The 22,175-nt window shown below is 43.5% G+C and carries 16 protein-coding genes; 12 read left to right on the forward strand and 4 right to left on the reverse strand.

Translation table 11 applies throughout. From position 1 onward, the window contains the following. Positions 1-189: 189 nt before the first annotated feature. The 6 genes from KKA81_05830 (at position 190) to KKA81_05855 (ending at position 7,209) form a co-directional block, all read left to right on the forward strand. Positions 190-1,134, forward strand: a complete 945-nt coding sequence (locus tag KKA81_05830; protein ID MBU2650435.1) for a hypothetical protein — start codon at positions 190-192, stop codon at positions 1,132-1,134. A gap of 31 nt (positions 1,135-1,165) precedes the next feature. Then, a complete protein-coding gene (locus KKA81_05835; protein MBU2650436.1) occupies positions 1,166-2,407 on the forward strand; it encodes a 6-phosphofructokinase in 1,242 nt (413 codons plus the stop codon). A 311-nt stretch (positions 2,408-2,718) separates the two neighbouring features. Then, a complete protein-coding gene (locus KKA81_05840; protein MBU2650437.1) occupies positions 2,719-4,809 on the forward strand; it encodes a hypothetical protein in 2,091 nt (696 codons plus the stop codon). An 11-nt stretch (positions 4,810-4,820) separates the two neighbouring features. Further along, a complete protein-coding gene (locus tag KKA81_05845) occupies positions 4,821-5,051 on the forward strand; it encodes a hypothetical protein (protein ID MBU2650438.1) in 231 nt (76 codons plus the stop codon). Between the two features lie 339 nt (positions 5,052-5,390). Continuing rightward, on the forward strand, positions 5,391-6,953 hold the full coding sequence (locus KKA81_05850) for a T9SS type A sorting domain-containing protein (protein MBU2650439.1): 1,563 nt from the start codon (positions 5,391-5,393) through the stop codon (positions 6,951-6,953). Between the two features lie 28 nt (positions 6,954-6,981). Further along, positions 6,982-7,209 (forward strand): hypothetical protein, encoded by a 228-nt coding sequence (locus KKA81_05855; protein ID MBU2650440.1) that lies wholly within the window; start codon positions 6,982-6,984, stop codon positions 7,207-7,209. Between the two features lie 67 nt (positions 7,210-7,276). Here the strand turns inward: KKA81_05855 and KKA81_05860 are convergent, their stop codons facing one another. Next, positions 7,277-8,545, reverse strand: a complete 1,269-nt coding sequence (locus tag KKA81_05860; GenBank protein ID MBU2650441.1) for an aspartate kinase — start codon at positions 8,543-8,545, stop codon at positions 7,277-7,279. A 72-nt stretch (positions 8,546-8,617) separates the two neighbouring features. On the opposite strand from KKA81_05860, the gene mfd reads away from it, so the two are divergent. After that, a complete protein-coding gene (gene mfd / locus KKA81_05865; GenBank protein ID MBU2650442.1) occupies positions 8,618-11,989 on the forward strand; it encodes a transcription-repair coupling factor in 3,372 nt (1,123 codons plus the stop codon). On the opposite strand, the gene KKA81_05870 is transcribed toward mfd, so the two are convergent. After that, complete coding sequence (locus KKA81_05870) at positions 11,986-13,035, reverse strand: endonuclease/exonuclease/phosphatase family protein (GenBank protein MBU2650443.1); 1,050 nt, start codon at positions 13,033-13,035, stop codon at positions 11,986-11,988. The two genes, mfd and KKA81_05870, sit on opposite strands and share 4 nt — an antisense overlap. Before the next feature lie 208 nt (positions 13,036-13,243). Between KKA81_05870 and KKA81_05875 the strand changes: the two genes are divergently transcribed. From KKA81_05875 to KKA81_05895, 5 genes are all read left to right on the forward strand, one after another. After that, entirely contained in the window at positions 13,244-15,772 is a 2,529-nt protein-coding gene (locus KKA81_05875) for a TonB-dependent receptor plug domain-containing protein (protein MBU2650444.1), read from the forward strand. A gap of 21 nt (positions 15,773-15,793) precedes the next feature. Next, a complete protein-coding gene (locus KKA81_05880) occupies positions 15,794-17,686 on the forward strand; it encodes a choice-of-anchor J domain-containing protein (GenBank protein MBU2650445.1) in 1,893 nt (630 codons plus the stop codon). 107 nt (positions 17,687-17,793) lie between these two features. Further along, on the forward strand, positions 17,794-18,528 hold the full coding sequence (locus tag KKA81_05885; protein ID MBU2650446.1) for a polyprenol monophosphomannose synthase: 735 nt from the start codon (positions 17,794-17,796) through the stop codon (positions 18,526-18,528). A 56-nt stretch (positions 18,529-18,584) separates the two neighbouring features. Then, a complete protein-coding gene (locus KKA81_05890) occupies positions 18,585-19,946 on the forward strand; it encodes a dihydroorotase (GenBank protein MBU2650447.1) in 1,362 nt (453 codons plus the stop codon). 4 nt (positions 19,947-19,950) lie between these two features. Then, on the forward strand, positions 19,951-20,391 hold the full coding sequence (locus KKA81_05895) for a hypothetical protein (GenBank protein MBU2650448.1): 441 nt from the start codon (positions 19,951-19,953) through the stop codon (positions 20,389-20,391). Here the strand turns inward: KKA81_05895 and KKA81_05900 are convergent. Continuing rightward, positions 20,388-20,768, reverse strand: coding sequence for an RNA-binding S4 domain-containing protein (locus tag KKA81_05900; GenBank protein ID MBU2650449.1), 381 nt, complete (start codon positions 20,766-20,768; stop codon positions 20,388-20,390). The two genes, KKA81_05895 and KKA81_05900, sit on opposite strands and share 4 nt — an antisense overlap. Before the next feature lie 47 nt (positions 20,769-20,815). Next, positions 20,816-22,120, reverse strand: a complete 1,305-nt coding sequence (gene der / locus KKA81_05905) for a ribosome biogenesis GTPase Der (GenBank protein MBU2650450.1) — start codon at positions 22,118-22,120, stop codon at positions 20,816-20,818. Positions 22,121-22,175 lie beyond the last annotated feature (55 nt).

Here is a 22,175-nt window from a genome sequence, read left to right on the forward strand (position 1 = left end):
ATCCTTACCATGAATGTCCACATTCCTGCCATAAATGAAAATTGCGAACTGCGCTTTTCCAGGATTTTGTAAAAGACCACGAAGATACATCATTCAGACGAAATACTGAAATATTGAGGGGTAAATTCATCTGCGTTTTCTTGCCTGATCTTCTGTATGTTCGATGTGAATTAATATCTTTGCGCTGTTATGGCGAAGAAGGTTTTGTTCATCGATGAGACCCATCCCTTACTTGTTAGCGAATTGCAAACAATGGGGTATCATTGTGAAATGTTTTCGGGGACATCGGTGAACGACATCCTGGGAAAACTACATGAATATTGCGGTGTAATAATCCGAAGCAAATACAGTATAGATAAGGAGTTTATCGACAAAGCCGAAAATCTCGAATTTATTGCCAGGGCAGGTTCGGGAATGGAAAACATTGATCTTGACTATGCTGCTTCAAAAGGCATACATTGCCTTAACTCCCCCGAAGGGAACCGGGACGCTGTTGGAGAACATACACTGGGTTTATTGCTTGCCCTGTTAAACAGGATTCATGCTTCCGACAGGGAAGTGAGAAATGGATTATGGAAGAGGGAGGAAAACCGCGGCCTGGAGATCAAGGGGAAAACTATTGCCATTATTGGTTACGGAAATATGGGATCGGCTTTTGCTCAAAGGCTGGCCGGCTTTGAAGCAAGGGTGATTGCTTACGACAAATACAAATCGGGTTTTTCTTCGGGATATATTAGTGAAGCCTCCATGGATGATGTCTTTGCCCTCACCGATATTCTGAGTCTGCATGTTCCTCTGAATCATGAAACAGAATATATGGTAAATGATAAATATTTGAATAAATTTGCAAAGCCTGTTTTTCTGATCAATACATCAAGGGGCAAGGTAGTGGATACAGCTTCTCTGGTGCGCATGCTTCAATCGGGTAAGGTGCGCGGAGCTGCCCTGGATGTGCTGGAATACGAGTCGCTATCGTTTGAATCGCTTGATTATGAGGATTACCCGGAGCCTTTCCGTTTTCTTTCCAAAGCGGAAAATGTGGTATTAACACCTCATGTTGCAGGATGGACTGTTGAATCCAAAGAGAAACTGGCCCTTGTGCTTGCTGAAAAAATCAGGAAAATAAAGAAATAGAGCATTTTATATTTTAAAGAAAATCTGGAATATGCAAAAACACAAACTCTTCAAAGGCAAGACACTTGCAATTCTTTCCGGCGGTGGTGATACCCCTGCCATTAACTCAAGTATAGAGTCGGTAAGAAACAGAGCTTCATTGCTTGGGTTCAAAGTTTTCGGTATCCGGCACGGATGGAAAGGCCTCCTGGGTGATGGTGATGTTGTCGACCTTACTCATCAGCCCTATAATGGCTGGTATGGTGGATCGGCACTCAGGTCAAGCCGCACCAATCCTTTTCCGTCAAAGAAAAATCCGGAAAGCAGAGTACCGCAACTTCTGAAGAACCTGGAGAGATACAAGATCGATGTGCTGGTTACAATCGGGGGTGACGACACCAACGGTGCAGCCAAACGCCTCTACGAAACGGAAGGTATACCTGTAATTGGCTTTCCAAAAACCATCGACAATGATTTGAGGACACGCACCATGCATACCTTTGAGGGTAAGGAGATTGAAGCTGTTCTTTGTCCGGGCTTCCCTTCCGCAGCCAAAGCCGTGGCAGAATATACGGCAAATCTGAAAACTACTGCCGAATCACATTCCAGGATAATCGTTCTTGAAGTGATGGGAAGGGATGCAGGATGGCTGACCGGTTCCGCTTTGTTTGGCGGTGCCAGCCTCGGATTGGTGCCTGAATTCGAAATCACTAAGGAACGTAAGGAGGTCTTTTTTGAGACCGTTAAGGAAACCTACATGCGCAATCCAAAGAAATCCCTCATCATCCCCGTATCGGAAGGAGTGCGCTGGTATAATGAAAAAGAAGGCAAGGTAGACGTCGTTTATGCTTCGTCGGAAGTGGATGAATATGGCCACCCACGTTTCGGTGGGATCAGCGGAATTATTGCTTCGGAAATATCCAGGAAACTGAAAATTGAAGCCCGTGCCCAGATTTCCGGGTATTATGCACGCTCCGGCGGATGCCGCAAATACGACCGCAGACTTACCATGACCCTCGCCGATAAAATTGTAGACCTTTTACTTAGGGAGGAATTCGGACAAATGCCGGTTATGAAAAAAATGGTGCCCTATGAGGAACTGGAGGAATTTAATACGGCTTCTATCGATATGGGACAAATAGGAAATAAACCATTGCCGGAGGAATACTATGATATCGATAAATTCAGTTTTTCCCCAGCTTATATGGATTTTCTGTTCAATATCCTTCGCTATATGCGTTATGAGGATTTTGCCTACGACTTTCCGGTAGTTATTCCGGAAGACCTGAAATAGCGGCATTGGGCAAAGTTGGTAAATTATAAATATGTTGCAGGTTACAGGTTTCAGGTTGCAAGCAGCGATCCATAACTTTGGAGTTTAGCTGCCTGTACCCTGTAACTTGTACCCTGCAACCGTTTCCAGCCCCCAGCTCCCCAGCCCCCAGCTCCCCAGCTCCCCATCCCTTATATCCTTTCATTCCCTTTATCAATATTTTTTTCTACCTATGGGGGGATATTCTAACGGTTTAGGGAACTAATAAGAAAAACCCCGTCATGAATTATGGTTTCATGGCGGGGTATTTATTAACCCTTAATCCTTTATTTATGAAAAGACTATTATTTCTTTTATGGGGAATGGCAGTGACTTTCTGTGTGTTATGGGCAAGCTTTTCCGCTTACTGCGGAATGCAAAACACATGCATGCAGTCAAACCTGCTGATCTCAGAAGTCTGCGATCCTGCCGACAATTACAAAGGTCGTTTCGTGGAGATCTTCAATCCCGGGACTGATACTGTGGATTTTAGTATAGAGACATGGTATCTCGCCCGGCAGGCGAACGGTACTACCTGGGGTGACCTTCAACTGACCGGGATGATTGCTCCGGGCGGGTGTCATGTCGTGGCTAATAATGCTGCAAATTTCCTGGGAATATATGGCTTTGACCCAAACCAGGCCGGTGGCATCATAAGTGGTAATGGTAACGACGGTTACTTCCTGTTTTATGGGGGGGATCATTCGTCAGGAATCCTGGCAGACTCTTATGGCGTTGTTGATGAAGATGGTACGGGCACAGCCTGGGAGTACCTGGATGCCAAAGCGGTTCGAATAGGAAATATTGCCGTGGCCAATTCCGTCTGGACTGCTTCAGAATGGCATATTTCCTCAAATGCGGCAATAGCACAAACAACCCCCTCCTTCCATGCCCAATGGGTTTCATGGAACGGTTCTGTTTCGGAAAACTGGGATGATCCCCTTAACTGGACTTTTCCAGGATCCCTGTCATTTTTTCCCGATGCTTCCGCAAGTGCCGTTTTAGCTCCCGGTTTACCGGATTATCCAACCCTGACGGATACGGTTGTTATTCACAATATTAACTTATCCTGCGACAGCCTTAACAACAGTTCCCTGTTGAACTCAGAAAAGATGTTTGTAGCGGGGAATGCACAGGTTTCTCTCTTTCTTACCGGAGGGATAAATGCACGGAAAGATGACCCTGACGCAGTTTATCATTTCGTTGCTTCTCCGGTTGAATGGTCAATTGCAGGAAATGTTTTTCCTCTTTCTGCATATATAAGAACCTGGGATGAAGCTTCTCAGATGTGGGTTAACCTGATAGCCGCTGATACTTTGACGTCTGGCACCGGTTACTCTGCTTATCTTGCCGGTGGGTCGGACTACATTGACTTCACCGGCCAATTTTGCAATGAGGCTGTTGAAACTTCCCTATCTTTTACCCAGGGCGGACCGGGAAATATTATCTATGAAGGGTATAACCTGGTGGGCAATCCATACCCCTGTGGGCTCGACTGGGATCAGGGTTCCTGGGTTAAAACAGGAATTGATGCCGCTATTGCCATTTGGAGCTGGGAGAATGGTGGATATATTTATTGGAACGGAACTGTGGGGGATATAACCGACGGAGTAATTCCCGTCGGACAAGGCTTTTTTGTCAAAGCCGGTGTAGCTTCTCCTCAACTGACCATACCCTTGGATGCCAGGGTTCATCATGGTTCCGGCGTTTATGATACCGGGGAGGTCCCGGATCTCCTGAAACTCACAGTCGCCGGCGGTAAGTCCTATCGCGATCATACTTATATCCATTTCAGGAACAACGCTTCTACAGGTTATGACCTTGAATACGATGCATTGAAACTGGATGGCCTCCTCTATGCACCCCAGGTCTGCTGCCGGGATGAGGAAGGCAATGAGCTGGCAATACATACGCTTCCGGTTGAGGCAGGTGACATGAGCGTAGAGGTTCTGTTTTATACAGGATATGATGGTAATTTTAGTTTTCAGGCATCTGGAATTGAAAATTTTACACCTGAAACCGGCATATTCCTGGAAGATATAAAAACAGGAGACCTCGTTGACTTGAAAGAACAAGCTCAGTACGAATTCGCATATCTTACCGGAGATGATCCTTTGCGTTTTTATGTGCATTTCTCCGGATTAACCGGGTTTATCGAAGATGCTCCAGTTCCCGGGGTTTACAGATCCGGCAGTGAATGGGTCTTCCGGCCGGAATGCCCGGATGCTTTATTGGAGATCTTTGATATGTCGGGCCGGATGTTGTATTCGGAATATTGTGGAAAAAGGGAGTTAAGGTTACCTGCCAATCGGGTTACAGGAATTTGCATTGCCAGATTTACCTGTGGAAGCGATGAACCCATCAGTTTTATTATTTATAACTAAAACCAAAAAAAATGAAAAAGTTACTATACCTTATGTTTTGCCTGATCCCAATGATCATCACCAGTCAGCCGCATCCCGGCTATAACGGGAATGGTGACCCGGCAGGAGGAGATCCCATCGGGGGTGGAGCTCCGGTAGGTGGGATGCTCATTCCTTTCCTGATTTATGGGGCGATATACTTGGTTGTTAAGTATTTTCGCCAGCCTCAGAAGGAAAAGGAAAACAACCGAAAATGCTTATAAATTAATGTTTTCCGGAGCCATGATTGTTTTATTAAACATGTTTTGTTATTAATTCCTGTAAAATCAGTTGACTAATAAAGATTTATTTCATACTTTAGTAAACTGATATTCGTACGCTTTTTTAAGGATTTGTGAATGGTAATCAATTGAAATCAAATGCTTTATTCATTCATGTGTCCTGTATTAAACGATATTTGGGTCACAGTCCTCTAAAAGCAGCGAAAACAATTCTGGCATTTTTATAATCCCTATAGTGGGGAATTACGATTGTAATAATATAAGATGCCGGGTTTTATTAGTTAGGAAATACAATAATGAAATTAACTTAATTGAAACAATATGAAAAGAGCAAAACCAATTCTGGTATTTTTAGTCCTGTTACTTGCTGCCGCAAGTTATCTGCAGGCACAAACCACTTACACCTGGAATGGAAGTGACGATTTCTTCTGGAGTACACCGGAAAACTGGACTCCCAGTGGTCCACCCACGGCTGCGGATGATGTTATTATTCCCAGCGGAACTCCAGATAAGCCTTATTGTCTTGCCGGTGATGCATGTAATTCAATTACCTTTAATGCCGTTTTTCCTCAAAGCGCTACAATCAGGAATTACAGTAACCTGACAATCACTTCGGGAACAGTAACTTACAATCGTTACATAACCTGTCCTTCGCATTATCATTATTTATCTTCACCGGTAAGTTCACCCAATACCTGGGGGGGAGCCGGTGGAATTTTTTCCGATGAGATGCATACGTTTGTCAGGTCGTGGGATGAACCTTCCCAGATGTGGGTGAACCACACAAACGCTCAGGCTCCTGCAGTGTATAAGGGTTATAGCTTTTACAGCGATGGGGATGCCGGTTCGTGTGACAACCTGGCCACTTTTGTCGGTACTCCGGTTCTTCCATTACCCGCAAAAACAGTTACCATTGTAAAAACCCTGAATACGGCCCTTTCAGGATTTAACTTAATCGGGAATCCTTTCCTGGGTGCTATTAATTGTGGACAAATATTTACACAGGGAAGTCAGATTAATAATTTTATTTATATCTACGATGGAGTTGAAGGAGGATACGATAGCTTCTCGAACGATGGAGATCCCGGAAATGATGACTTCACAAATATTAATCCATGTCAGGGATTTTTTGTCCAGAGATCGGGAGGAGCGGGTTCAGGTACTTTTACATATCCGACAGCAGTGTACCACCAAACAGACCCCTTCCTCAAAAATATTCAAGAGCCTGTTAATTACCTCTATGTCAGGGTTAATGGAAATGAAACCTTTTACAGTGATGCCAAGATCATGATCAGATCCGGGGCTTCTGCTGCATTGGATCCCATGGAAGACGGGCATTTCCTCGGAGGAGATGAATTGGCTCCCCAGCTTTATTCCATGACTTCCGATAATTACAAAACCATGCATAATGTCTATCCTCCGGAACCCAATACCGTTGTGCCTCTTGGTTTTTATACAGGATATGACGATTCTTTCACGATGACGTTTTCCTATTTAGAGTCATTTCCACCGGAAACAGGTTTTATTCTTGAAGACCTGAAAACCGGAACCACCCACAATCTCCGCGATAATCCCGAATATACTTTCGCATACACCGTTAATGATGACCCGGATCGCTTCCTCCTGCATATCGATGGTTTAACGGGGATAGATAACCCTGTTGCCCATGAAAATGTAAAAATTATTACTACCGGTAACCAGGTAAACATTCATTCCAACGGCTTACAAGGTGAGGTAATGGTTTATAATATGGTTGGACAGCAGATTCATCATACAGAATTAGCTGGCGGGGAAATTAGTTTCACGGTTGAAAAGCCGGGGATCTATATCGTCAACATTATTTCTGAAGATGCTGAAAGCAACCATAAAATATACATTCATTAAAATCTGATAACTTAAATAACCATACGACATGAAAAAAATATTTAAATACATTGCACTGCTTACTTTCCTGGTATTTCTAAGCGTGGGTCTTGCTGCCCAGCCACAACCCGGCCAGAATGGTGACGGCTCCGGCGTTGGCGGTGATCCCATCGGGGGTGGGGCTTCCATCGGAGGTGGAGTAGCCATACTTCTTTCCCTGGCTGCCGGATATGGCCTGAAAAAAGTATACGACGCACGCCGTAAACTCGACGAATAAAAAATTCAGGGTTAAATGATATATCATGGGTGCTTTCCTGGGATTTCAGGGGAGGCACCCTTTATTTTTATACTCTTACGACCATCTGTAAAGTCGTCCGGCTACGCTGCTCGAGCAACACTCCCTTGTCCTTTACAAGTTTTTCAATCTGTTCCGGAGTATAGTGCCTTAGGGTAATCAACTGAAGACCGGTATTATACCTTACGTTAAAACTCTTGCTAAGGGAAGATATAAGCGGCAGTGTTTTTTCGTTTTCATCAATACAAATGGAGAAACTGATGGCTGAATTCTGCATCATATTGACCCTCACATGATAGCGGGAGATAAAACCGAAAATTGCATAAATATTATCTTCGGCTATAAAAGAGTAATCTTTGGGTGAAATGGAGATTAATGCTTGATTATCTTTGAAAATAAAAGAACTCTCCCGTGCCTCTACAAGTTCTTCCCGTATCTCTGTACCGGGGCTTTCCGGATCCAGGAAGGACTTGACATAAAGAGGAATGCTCTTGTTTTGCAAGGGCTTCAGGGTTTTTGGGTGAATAACGCTGGCACCATAATAAGCCAGCTCGATCGCTTCCCCATAGGATATCCTGTCGATTTTACTTGCTTCAGGTATTCTTTTGGGATCTGCATTCATTAAACCGGGTACATCTTTCCAGATATAACAGGCTTCTGCATCGAGAATGTTTGAAAATATGGCAGCAGAATAATCGGAACCTTCCCTTCCGAGAGTAACCGATTTGCGATCAGTAGTGCCGCCTATAAACCCTTGCGTGATCACCCACTGTCCTTTTTCAAGTACGCCCGGTATCACATCCAGAATTTTTTGTGCACTGATATCCCACAGTACCTTCCCTTCCCGGTAGGTATGATCAGTCAGGATGTATTCCCTCGCATCAAGAAGTTGATGAGGTATGCCCGATTCTCTCATCCAGGAGGAAATGATCTGCGTGGAAAGCAACTCTCCTGCCGGAACGATCAGGTCGTACACATAATCAAACAATAGGTCTTTTGCTGAGTTTTCTTCCTGCTCAGGGTCAATGATGGCTAAAAGTTTATCCAGGATATTCAACACTTCCTTCTGATCAGTTCTGCCAAACAGATCCTGACAAACAGCCAGATGAAAATCCCTGATCTCATGGTATAACTGCATTTTTTCAGGAAGTCCCTGGAAATATGCCCGGGTAAGTGCTTCCAGATGATTGGTTGTTTTACCCATCGCAGACACTACGATCAGTAGCGGTTCGCCACGATATCGGTGTAAAATTTCTGTCATATTTTTTACACCCGAAGCATCTTTTACCGACGCTCCTCCAAACTTGAATACTTTCATACTGGTAAAGATGGGTTATCACTTCCAGCAAAAATAATACTTTTGTAAATCTTTTTGAATTTGGCTTTAACTGTGAAAATCGAAGAATTTACCGGACTCTTTCTCGGCAGCTCAAAAACTACTCAGCTAAGCTCACTTCTATCGAGAAGCGATGCGAGGCACGTTCAGCTAAAAGGCCTCACCGGCTCCGCACCCGCACTTTTGCTGTCTGCCTTATCCGGTGCAGTTGATGGATGTCATCTGATAGTATTGAATGAGAGGGAATCGGCTGCGTACTTTTTTAATGACCTTGAAAACATTGCCGGAGAAAAAGATGAAGTGTTTGCACGAAAGAAAATTTTGTATTATCCGACATCCTACAAAAGGTCCTCTGATTACGACCAGGCCGACAAATCCAATGCACTGGCCAGAAGTGAAGTTTTTAACAGGTTATCTGGCTCTGCCCGCCGTAAGATCATTGTAACCTATCCCGAAGCCCTTGCCGAAAAGATCATTACCCGCCAGCGCCTGGCTAAATATACCCTTAAACTTAATACCGGCCAGGATACATCCATGGATGATCTCATCGATATCATGAATGATAATGGATTTGAAAGATCCGACTTTGTGATTATGCCCGGACAATTTGCTGTCAGGGGAGGTATTCTCGATGTTTTCTCCTATTCCAACGATTATCCTTACCGTATCGAATTCGCCGGTGACGAGATTGAGTCTATCCGGACTTTCGACCCGGTTACACAGCTTTCACGGGAAAACTTTAACCGGATCACCATCCTGCCCGATGTGCACAAAAGAGAAGTTACCGAACGGATGGCAACCTTTTTTGAATTCCTTCCCGCTAACAGCATGGTGTGGATGGAGGATATTCAGATGTTTTTAGATAGTGTCGAGTCGGAAAGACAAAGAATAGTAAAGATCCGTGATTCGATTATCCATGATGAATTTATTCCTGATGCAAATACTTCGCTGGCCAGCCAGGATGAGCTCCTAAATGACCTCGGGTCACACAGGGTTATTGAATTCGGTAAACGTTTTTATCGTAAGGGTGTTCCGGAATTTACCTTTAACCAATCGCCCCAGCCATCCTTTAACAAAAACTTTGAACTCCTTATCCGCGACCTTGCCTCCAATACCTCCAAAGGCATGCGGAATTTGATCCTTTCGGACAATCCCAGGCAGATTGAACGCCTCTATGCCATTTTCGAAGATATTCAGGCAAAATCAACCGCTGAAACACAATTCGAATTTGACACTTTGAATCTCAGTCTTCATGAGGGTTTCCTGGATTATGACCTGAAAATAGCCTGTTATACCGATCATCAGATTTTCGACCGTTATCACCGGTTTTATTTGCGCGATTCATTTTCCAGGAAGGAATCCATTACGCTGAAAGACCTTTACGATCTCAAACCCGGTGATTATGTCACGCATATCGATCATGGGGTAGGCAGGTTTGATGGACTGGAGAAGATTGACAACAATGGCAGGCAACAGGAAGCCATACGCATTATCTACCAGAACACCGATTTGTTGTATGTCAGCATACACTCTCTTCACCGTATAGCTAAGTATGTTGGTAAAGAAGGAACTCCTCCCAGACTCGACCGGCTTGGATCAAATTCCTGGAATAAACTGAAAGCCAAAACTAAAAACAAAGTAAAGGATATTGCCAGGGATCTGATTAAATTATATGCCGAACGGCGGGCTTCCAATGGACATTCTTTTGCTCCCGACACATATTTGCAGACGGAGCTGGAAGCTTCTTTTATCTATGAAGATACACCCGATCAGTTCAAAGCAACCCAGGATGTGAAAAGAGATATGCAACAAAGTTACCCGATGGATCGCCTTATTTGTGGTGATGTGGGTTTTGGGAAAACCGAGATTGCCATCCGGGCCGCCTTTAAGGCAGTGGCAGACAGTAAGCAGGTGGCTGTCCTCGTTCCAACCACCATCCTGGCATTGCAGCATTATAACACGTTTAAGGAAAGATTAAAGGAGTTTCCGGCAAATGTGGAATACATGAACCGCTTCAAATCGCCGAAAGAGCAAAAGAAAATCATTGAAAGCACGGCAAACGGAGCAACCGATATTCTGATAGGGACACACAGGCTGATCAGCAAGGATATCCGGTTCAAGGATCTCGGTTTGCTTATCATCGATGAAGAGCAAAAATTCGGAGTAGCTGCAAAGGAAAGACTGAAAGCCATACGGGTGAATGTGGATACCCTGACGCTCACGGCTACACCTATTCCGCGCACTCTGCAGTTTTCTCTCATGGGAGCCCGCGACCTTTCCATTATTAACACACCACCACCCAACCGCTATCCGGTTCAGACAGAAATAAGGAGTTTCGGCGAAGACCTGATACGCGAAGCAATTTATTACGAGATTGACCGCGGGGGGCAAGTGTTTTTCGTTCATAACCGCGTGCAAAATATTCAGGACGTGGAGCAGATGCTGCACAAATTCTGTCCGGATGTCAGGATCGCTGTGGCCCATGGGCAAATGGAAGGACATAAACTGGAGAATGTCATGCTGGGCTTTATTAACCAGGATTACGATGTCCTCCTGGCAACAACCATTATTGAGTCCGGACTGGATATTCCGAATGTGAATACCATTATTATTAATGATGCACACAATTTTGGTTTGAGCGATCTGCATCAACTCAGAGGAAGGGTTGGCCGGACCAACAAGAAGGCTTTTTGTTATCTGCTTACCATGCCTTTATCGGCTTTGACCCCTGAAGCCAGAAAAAGATTAAAAGCCATTGAGGAATTTTCTGATCTGGGAAGCGGATTTAATATCGCGATGCGTGATCTTGATATTCGCGGTGCAGGGAATATCCTTGGTGCAGAACAAAGCGGGTTCATTTCCGAAATCGGCTTTGAGATGTACCAGAAAATACTGGATGAAGCCATCCTGGAACTCAAAGAAACAGATTTCAAAGAGTTCTTTAAGGAAGAACAGGCTGGCAGAGACCTTGTTTCCGACTGCCAGATTGAAACCGACCTTGAATTGCTGATCCCTGATCACTATGTTACCAATATCGCAGAAAGACTGAGCTTATATCGGACTCTCGATAATGCTGACAAAGAATCGGACCTGGAAGAGTTCCTACAAGCACTCCTCGACCGGTTCGGCCCCGTTCCGGATTCTGTCAAAGGGCTCGCTGATGCTATCCGACTGCGCTGGCTTGCGAAAAAAGCCGGATTTGAAAAGATCATCCTGAAAAATCAGCGCATGATCATACAGTTTATTTCCAACCAGGATTCACCATATTACCAAACCTCTGTTTTTACCGGTATCCTGAAATATGTGCAATCAAACCCACGTAAATGCCTTATAAAAGATAAAGGAGAAAAGCTGTTTCTTACCCTTTTTGAGATCCGGTCGGTTATGCAGGCAATGGAAGAGGTCAGGGAAATGTTGAAGCCTTAATCCAGTTGCTTTGCCAGGAAAAGATATACAGGGAAATGATCTGAATATCCTCCCAGGTAAATTCCGCTGCCGAATGTCCTTAGCGGATAGCCTTTATACCGGCCTTCCTGTTGTATCAGAAAATCTTTTGAAAAGATAACGGGCTTTAAAAGTTTATATTTATTTGATTCAGCGTTGACAAGCGATTCCGATATAATGATCATATCGAAAAGATTCCAGACATCACGGTAAGCAGTAGTGCCTATCCCTTTTCGGAATAAGGGTTCAAACGGATTATAAAGGCTTTCCGGTTGAAGATCATCGGTCTCTCCATCTACCCTGAGATATTTCTTTACGCTTGCATCGGTTGGATTGTCATTCAGGTCTCCCATTACCACGATCCTGGCATTCTTATATATATCTATTAATGAATCGGCAATGGCCCTTGTCAGCTGGGCGGCCGCTACCCTTCTCGGTTCTGACCTTTCTGTCCCACCTCGCCTTGAAGGCCAGTGGTTGACAATAATATGTATAGTGTCACCATCTAATATCCCGGTTACAACCAACTGGTCCCTGGTCTTAAAATCCGGTGCATCTGTAAAGACAAGTTCATGGGATTTTGAATTGAGTACGGTGAAGTACCTGGGCTGATAAATTAATCCTACATCAACCCCACGGTAATCCGGAGAATCAAAATGAACGATCTCATATTTCCGGTGTTTTAAGTGCTTTGTTTTAATAAGTTCTTCCAGGACATATCGGTTTTCTATCTCACTGAAACCCATAATTGCAGCTCCATCCGGGGTGATTTCAGTTCCCAACAGGGAAACTACATGCGCCATGTTGTCGAGTTTTTCTCTGAAACGCTTGTCTGTCCATGCATTGGCTTTGTCGGGTAGAAATTCTTCATCGTTGGTTAGTGGATCATTGATGGTATCAAACAAGTTTTCCAGATTATAAAAACCGATACAAGCGACCCTGTATGTTGGTTCTTTTTGACCCCATACTATTATAGATGTTCCTAATAACAAGGCTAATATGATTCCGGAGACTCTGTAATAATGCATCACAATTTTATTATTTGCCAACAAAAATAAGATTTCCCATTAAGAATAGAGTATTATTATTATGCTGATTTATTTACTTTTGTCGTGATAAGTTAAAATCAAAAACCTCCATTCTTATATGAAATGCACATGGTTTGCAAACACAAACACTGAAACTAATAATATGTTACATGTGGGTTTCAGCATACCATTAAATTAAGAACATAATATGATGAAAATAAGGGATACGCTGTTCTTTCTGCCATTGTTTTTACCGTTTTTCCTTAATGCCCAGCAGGATACGGTTCCTGCTGCTGCAGAAAAGGACCTGACCTTGCCTGTTTTTAATCTTTCATCGCTTGAAGTGGATGAAGGAGGACAAAGCCAGGATATTTCCGGATTGCTGCAATCATCTTCCGACGTTTTTGTATCAACGGCCGGTTATACCTTTGGTCCGGCACGTTTTCGTATCCGTGGTTATGATTCGGAGAATACTGCAGTAATGATCAATGGAGTTCCGGTGAATGATATGGAATCCGGCTGGGCTTATTGGTCGTCATGGGGTGGTTTGAATGATGCTCTGAGAAATCAGGAAGTTAATACGGGTATTTCTCCTTCATCATCGGCCTTTGGTGGGCCCGGTGGTGTGACAAATATCGCTACCCGTGCATCTGGTTTTGCCAAAGGAGTTAAAGTGAGTTATGCCCTTGCCAACCGCACCTACCGTAACCGCCTGATGGTAACTGCTTCTACCGGTGTGATGAAGAATGGCTGGTCATTTGTTGTTTCGGGTTCACGCCGGTGGGCACAGGAAGGATATGTGGAAGGAACTTTTTATGATGCCTGGAGCTACTTCCTTTCTGCAGAGAAGAAAATTAACAATAAACACAGTATAGGTTTTACAGGTTTTGCTGCCCCCAGTCAGAGGGGAATGGCCGGCGTTTCCGTGCAGGAAGCCTATGATCTTGCCGGATCAAATTATTATAATCCTAACTGGGGCTACCAGGATGGTGAAGTGAGGAATGCCAGGGTAGGCAATTACCACCAACCTATGATGATACTGAGCCATTACTGGAAAATTTCCCAGGAGAAGAAACTGAATACATCTGTTTATTATTCTTTCGGTAGAGGTGGAAGCACCGCTCTTAACTGGACCGAAGCAGGAGATCCAAGACCGGATTATTACAAAAACCTGCCCAGCTATTTTTACTATCTGAATGAGTATGATAAATATGAGTATTATCAAAATCAATGGCAAACAAGCGAAGAGTTCCGGCAGGTGAACTGGGACCATATGTATTTTGCCAATAGCAAATACCTTTATACTGTTAAGGATGCCAACGGGATTTCCGGTAACGACATGACAATTTTACGATCAAAATATATTATCGAAGACCGTAGAAACGATAAAAGCCAGTGGGGCATTACCTCAAATTTCTCCGCTAAAGCTACTGAACACATGATGGTCAATGCAGGAATCAATATATCCATTTACAAGGGGTTCCATTTTAATGTGGTCAAAGACCTCCTCGGCGGTCAATACTGGCTCGATATCGATAAATACGCCGGCAATGAACCCTTTGTTATTACGGATGAGGCTCAGAGCGACCTGAACCATCCCAACAGACTTGCTGAAGTGGGTGATAAAATCTCTCATGACTATACTGCTAATGTTAATTATTACTCAGGATTTTACCAGGAACAGTACACTTTCAGGAAGATCGACTTCTTCTGGGCCGCTAATATTTCGCAAACAACCTTCTGGAGGACCGGCCATATGAGAAACGGCCGTTTTCCGGATAATTCCTATGGCGATTCGAAAAAACAGAATTTTACCAACTTCGGGATTAAAGGAGGTGCAACCTATAAAATCAATGGCAAGAATTTTATTGACGGTAATGCTCTGTACATGACCCGGGCTCCTTACTTTAGAAATGCATATATCTCGCCCAGAACCCGCGACTATCTCGTCGATCCCTTGAAAAATGAAAAGATCCTTTCAGGAGACATTAGTTTTATTCACCGTTCTCTCTTCCTGAAAACCAGGTTAACAGCATATTATACCCAGTTTTACGATCAGACCTGGACCCGAAGCTTTTATCATGAAGATCTGAATACATTTGTAAATTATATTATGACAGGGGTGGATCAGCTCAATGCCGGAATGGAACTTGGTATTGAAGCCAACCTTACTCCTTCGGTCAGCCTGTTGGGTGTTTTTGGTACAGGACAATATATTTACAATTCCAGACCTAATGTGACCATTGTCAGAGACAACGATGATCAAATAATTGTCAGTGACGAAGAAGCATGGTTGAAAAATTATTATGTGGGTGGTATGCCACAGACGGTAGGCTCCTTAGGAATAAAATACAATTCTTCCCATTATTGGTTCGTCGAACTAAAAGGTAATTATTTCGATGATATTTATCTTGAACCGAATCCTGCCCGCCGGACAGAACTTGCTGTTGAAAAATTTTCTCAGGAAGATATCCGTGTGCAAAATATCCTGGAACAACAGGAGCTGGACAATGCTTTTACCATTGATATCTTCGGCGGTAAATCATGGAGGATCAAAGATGATTACTTCGCCGGATTTACCGTAAGCATTAATAACCTCCTGGATACAAAGGATTTTGCCACAGGAGGATTTGAACAGCTCAGATTCGATCAGGACAATATCGACCGGTTCCCACCAAAGTATTTTTATATGTATGGCAGAACCTATTATATTAACGTTTATTTCAGATTTCAGTAAATCATTAGTAAAATCATATCTATGAAGGCATTTCTTAAAACTCTCGCTAACCTTTTAATGATTGCATTACTTGCATCCGGTTTGACCCATTGCGTGAAAAAAGATTTTGATGAGCCGCCTATTCAGCAGATCCCGGTAGGTACTATTCTTACCATTGGTGATCTATATGATATCTATGCAGATAGCGGTCAGTACACTTTTACACACGATTACTCTCTTTATGCCACGGTCACCATGGATGAAAGCTCAGGAAACATATACCGTAGTGCCTTTATCCAGGATTCATCAGGAGCGATTAACCTTCGGCTCAGAAATCCCGGTGGGCTTAGAGTAGGGGATATGATCCGGGTGTACCTGAAGAACTGCATCGTCTCGGATTATGAGAATCTTTTGCAAATTGATAATGTCGATAATGATTCAAACATCATAATCAATGCTACCGGAAAGTACCTGAATCCTGAATCCGTTACTATAAACCAGATAAAATCCGGTAATTATCTCTCTAAACTCATTCGTCTTGAAAATGTTGAATTTGCCAATTCGGAGCTTGGGAAAACCTGGGCAGAGACCTCGGATTATGCCAACCGTACACTCACGGATTGCAATGGGAATACAATTATTGTCAGGACCAGCGACTATGCCAATTTTGCAGAGGATGTTCTTCCTCAAGGTAACGGATCTCTGGTTGCCATTGCAGCGGTTTACCGCGAAGATTGGCAATTGTATGTGAGGACTATCACGGAGGTTTCTATGAATGGACCAAGGTGTGACAGTACCGGTGGCGGGTTGGAGCAAATCAGCATTGCTGAAGTGCGGGCTTTGTATTCCGGTAGCTCCGTAACCTTGCCTGAAGGAAAGAAAATTGTGGGAGTGATCACTTCCGATAAAGATAATGAGAATTTGCCCGGTCAAAACGCCTTTATCCAGGAAACAGGAGGCGCTGGTATCGCCTTGAGATTTACCGATTGGCATGACTTTCCTATGGGTGCAATGGTAGAGATCGATATCTCCGGCCAGGAACTTTCAGATTACAAAGGACTGGTTCAGATTAATAACTTACCCCTGAGCAATGCAGTTACTACAGGAACCGGACAAATGCCTGCACCCGCCGAGCTAACCATTGCTCAATTAAACTCTGCCTATGATGATTACCAGGGGGAACTGGTTAAAATTAGCAATGTTCTCATCTCTAATAGTTCTGGTTATACTACCTATAAATACACCACCATCCTGAACGACGGTACAGGCCAGATAGATATGTTTACATACGACTGGGCCTCTTTTGCCAATGAACCTTTCCCAACAGAGACAGTGACCATTACCGGTATCGCTTCTTATTATGACGGGCCACAGATATCCATCCGTAACCTTGATGATGTGGTTATCGGTGGCGGTGGCGGTGGAAATACAGGCGTCTTTACTGTCGATTTCCAAAACCAGGTAAACTATGAAGATATTACTATATCCGGCTGGGTTAATCAGGCTCTCGAAGGTACACGCGTCTGGATTGCAAGAGAATTTTCAGGAGATATCTATGCACAAGCTACTTCCTATAACTCAGGTGAACACGAAGTGATGTGGCTGATTACCCAACCTATTGACCTCACTACCCTGAATCAACCCAAAATGGAATTTGAAACGGCAAAAGCATATTGGGACCACAGTGGACTTTCGGTTCTCATTTCCAATGATTTTGATGGAGTGAATATTGAAAATGCTACATGGACACCCTTGAGTGCTACCCTGGCAGGCGAAAATGATCCCGATCATGAATGGATACCCTCTGGAGTGATCGACCTTTCCGTATACTCAGGAACAGTTTATGTCGGATTTCGCTACGAAGGTGATGATAATGCCAGCCAGAATACTACATTCAGAGTAGATGATGTTAAAGTATATGAAAACCGGAAGTGATTTTCAGACATTCATGCAAATATTATATGAATTTGTTCGTTAATTATTCTTAAAATGTTTTTTTCTTTTAAGCATTCGGATTATTTTCGCAAAACAAACCGGAAAACGTGACAGATAGCTTAGTAATCATACCTACTTATAACGAAAAGGATAATATTGAGAAGATTATCCGTAAGGTTTTCTCCCTGCCAAAGGATTTCCACATCCTTATTGTTGAGGACAATTCCCCCGATGGTACAGCGGGTATCGTAAAATCCATGATGAAAGAGTTTGATGGAAAGCTTTTCATTGAAGAAAGAAAAGGAAAGCTTGGCCTGGGAACTGCCTATATTCATGGTTTTAAATGGGGCATTCAAAAAGGATATGATTATATCTTTGAAATGGATGCCGATTTTAGCCATAATCCGGAAGATTTAACCAGACTTTATGAGGCATGTGCTACACAAGGAGCAGATGTTTCAGTGGGTTCCCGTTACATCAAAGGCATAAATGTAGTTAATTGGCCCATCAGCAGGATACTTATGTCTTACTTCGCTTCCATGTACGTGAGGATTGTCACAGGTATTAAGGTAAAGGATACTACGGCCGGGTTTGTTTGTTATCGCAGGAAAGTACTGGAAACCATTAATCTGGATAGAATTCGTTTTATCGGTTATGCGTTTCAGATTGAAATGAAATATACGGCCTGGAAACTTGGATTCAAGATTATCGAAGTGCCCATAATATTTACCGACCGGACGGCCGGTGAATCCAAAATGAGCTCCAAGATTTTTAAGGAAGCCATCCTTGGGGTTATTAGCATGCGTCTTAAGAATATTAAAAAAATGCATAAGGCTCATTGAACATGAGTGTTTTCTTTTGTATTTTCGTTGGGTATCCCGTTTAAGATCAATGTAAAATGAAATCCCGGAAAAATTATCTCATACGGAACGCTCGTATTGTAAATGAAGGTGAAATTTTCGAAGGTGGCGTGCTTGTCGAAGGTGACCGAATTACCGCTGTTTACCGCAAGGATAAACAATACACCGGGTCTTTACCCGAAGATACTTTAATAATTAATGCCTCAGGTCAATATCTCATACCCGGTGTAATCGACGACCAGGTACATTTCCGGGAACCCGGACTAACCCATAAAGCAGATATTTACACGGAATCCAGGGCTGCCGTTGCCGGAGGAATCACTTCCTTTATGGAAATGCCTAACACGATACCGCAAACGCTTACCCAAACCCTCCTGGAAGAAAAATATAAACTTGCCGCCTCTAAATCTCTTGCTAATTTCTCTTTCTACATGGGGGCTTCCAATGATAACCTGGACGAAGTCCTGAAAACAAATCCCGAAAATGTATGCGGGGTAAAGGTCTTTATGGGCGCTTCCACAGGAAATATGCTGGTGGATGATCCCGCAACGCTTGCCGGCATTTTCGGGAAATCACCTCTGCTGGTAGCAGTCCATTGCGAAGATGAAACGATCATTAAAGAAAATCTGGCTTCTTATAAAGAAGAATATGGAGATAATATTCCCATAGAGTTCCACCCGGAAATACGCAGTGAAGAGGCTTGCTATGAATCATCTTCCTTTGCCGTTCGACTGGCAAAAAAATACGGAACACGCCTCCATGTTCTTCACCTCTCAACCGCAAGGGAACTTGGGCTGTTTGATAATCAGATCCCCTTAAAAGATAAAAAGATCACTTGTGAGGTTTGTGTGCATCACCTTTGGTTCTCAAGCGATGACTATCAGGAATTGGGAGCTTTAATAAAATGGAACCCGGCTGTAAAAACGGAACACGACAGGGAAGCTCTTCTGGAAGCACTTAAGATGGACATCATCGATGTTGTGGCAACCGACCATGCCCCGCATACCCTCGATGAAAAATCAAAACCATATACCCAGGCTCCTTCCGGAGGTCCGCTCGTTCAACATGCTCTGCCTGCTATGCTTGATTTTTATCAGAAAGGTCGTATTCCGTTATGGAAAGTAGTGGAAAAAATGTGCCATGCCCCGGCCGATTGTTTCAAAATTAAAGATAGAGGATTTATCAGAGAGGGTTATTTCGCCGACCTCGTTCTGATTGACCTTAACAATCCCTGGATCGTTGATGATTCCAATATTCTCTATAAATGCGCATGGTCTCCTTTTAACGGGAATACCTTTGGGGCAAAAGTTACCAAAACCTTTGTAAACGGAAACCTGGTTTATGACGATGGCCTGTTTGATGAAAGCAATTTTGGCCAACGTTTGATTTTTGAAAGATAAACGTATGATTAAAAAGCATTATCTCTGGTTAATACTTATTTCATTATTCATCGCCTGCGGAGGGAAAGTTGAACAGGTGACAGAAGATACCTTTGATGACGGCTCTCCGAAAATGGTTAAATACTATAAGACCGATGGGGATAATAAAATCCTGGTAAAGGAAACCGGATATTACCCTAACGGTCAGAAAAGAATTGAAGGGGAATTCCGCAACGGAAAGCGTCATGGGAAATGGTTTTACTGGTATGAAAATGGCAATACATGGAGCGAAGGGACCTTTGAAGAAGGCCGACGCAACGGATCTTCTGTGAATTATCACGAAAATGGCAGTAAATACGTCGAGGGCACTTATGAAGATGATATACGGGTGAAGATCTGGAGATTCTATGATGAAAATGGTGTGCTCCTGAAGGAAATAGATTACGATAAAGAGCAGAACCGTTAAAATTTTGATTTCTTTAAGCGGTCAATCAACCTTCTTTCTTTCTTGGTAGGACGCCCGGTACCTTTTTCCCTTTTTTCATAATTGACTTCCTTCAACAAACGGATCTTTTCAATTTCCTCAGCAGGCGTAAGATCTTCATAAAACTCTACCGCAAGTTTCCCGGATACCCGGTTTTCTATTAGTCCGGTCGCTTTAATGATTCTGGTTAAAGGCCCAACACGAATGTGGACAATATCTCCCTCCCTGATCTCCCTGGAAGCCTTTACCTGAATGTCGGCTATCCGGATTCTGCCCGAACGGCACGCTTCGGAAGCCTGTGAGCGGGTCTTGAATATCCTGATGGCCCATAACCATTTGTCAATCCTTACCGCTTCCATTTTCTCTGATCTTTGCATTATCTAAGGAGACCTTTTCCGGTAATGTATTATTTTTTCCTGAAATAAATAACTACCGGAGCCCCGGTAAAATCAAATTTTTCCCTGATCTGGTTTTCCAGGAAACGCTTGTATGGTTCTTTTACCAGTTCCGGGAAATTACAGAAGAACGCGAAGGACGGAAAACGTGTTTTTAGTTGCGTTATGTATTTTACCTTGATATACTTACCTTTTGCTGCCGGTGGCGGCGTCCTTTCTATCACAGGCAGTAATGTCTCGTTTAATTCGGCAGTTTGTATTTTCCGGTTCAGGTTTTTATAAACATCCGCTGCCATCTGTAAGGTTTTATGGATCCTTTGTTTTTCCATAACCGATGTAAAAATGACTGGAAAATCAGTAAACGGGGCTGTAGTATTTTTAATGGCTTTTTCAAATTCCAGATGAGTGTTTGATTCTTTTTCCACAAGATCCCATTTGTTTACCACGAGCACTAAGCCTTTTCGGTTTTTTTCCACCAGATGCAGGATGTTCATATCCTGACCTTCCGGTCCCTGAGTCGCATCCAGCATGAGGATGCATACGTCACTGTTTTCAATTGCACGGATGGAACGCATTACCGAGTAAAACTCTATATCTTCACTGACTTTGCTCTTTTTACGCAGCCCAGCCGTATCAACCAGCAGAAAATGAAAACCAAAAGCATTGTAAGGCGTGTAAATGGAGTCACGGGTTGTCCCGGGTACCGGTGTGACAATATTCCTTTCCTGCCCCAGGAGAGCGTTAATAAGAGATGATTTCCCCACATTGGGCCGGCCAATAACAGCAATTTTAGGTAAATCCTGCTCCAACTCAGGCTCAGTCTCCTTAAACTCCTTAACAATGCGGTCTAACAAGTCTCCGGTTCCGTAACCGTTCATGGCAGAAACAGGATAGACCTCACCAAGCCCCAGACTGTAAAACTCGCTGCTTTCTTCGTATATGTCTTTGTTGTCGGATTTATTGGCCACCAGAAATACAGGCTTTTTAACCTTCCTGAGAAGTGCCGCCACATCCTCGTCCATCCCCGTCAGTCCTACCCTTACATCCACGAGGAAGATGATGACATCTGCTTCTTCAATCGCAAGATCTACCTGCTTTTGTATCTCTTTCTCGAAAACATCGTCGGACCCTGTCACATAACCACCGGTGTCGATCACCGAGAACTCTTTGCCATTCCAATCCGACTTCCCGTAATGCCGGTCGCGGGTAACCCCACTGGTCTCTTCAACTATGGCCTGGCGACTTTCCGTGAGCCTGTTGAATAATGTGGATTTCCCTACGTTTGGTCTGCCGACAATTGCAATGATGTTAGCCATGGTAATGTTGTTATTGTTTGAATTTTTGTTTGCATTTTTTGTTACAGGTTACAAG

The sequence above is a fragment of the Bacteroidota bacterium genome (assembly GCA_018831055.1).
Classification (GTDB): domain Bacteria; phylum Bacteroidota; class Bacteroidia; order Bacteroidales; family B18-G4; genus M55B132.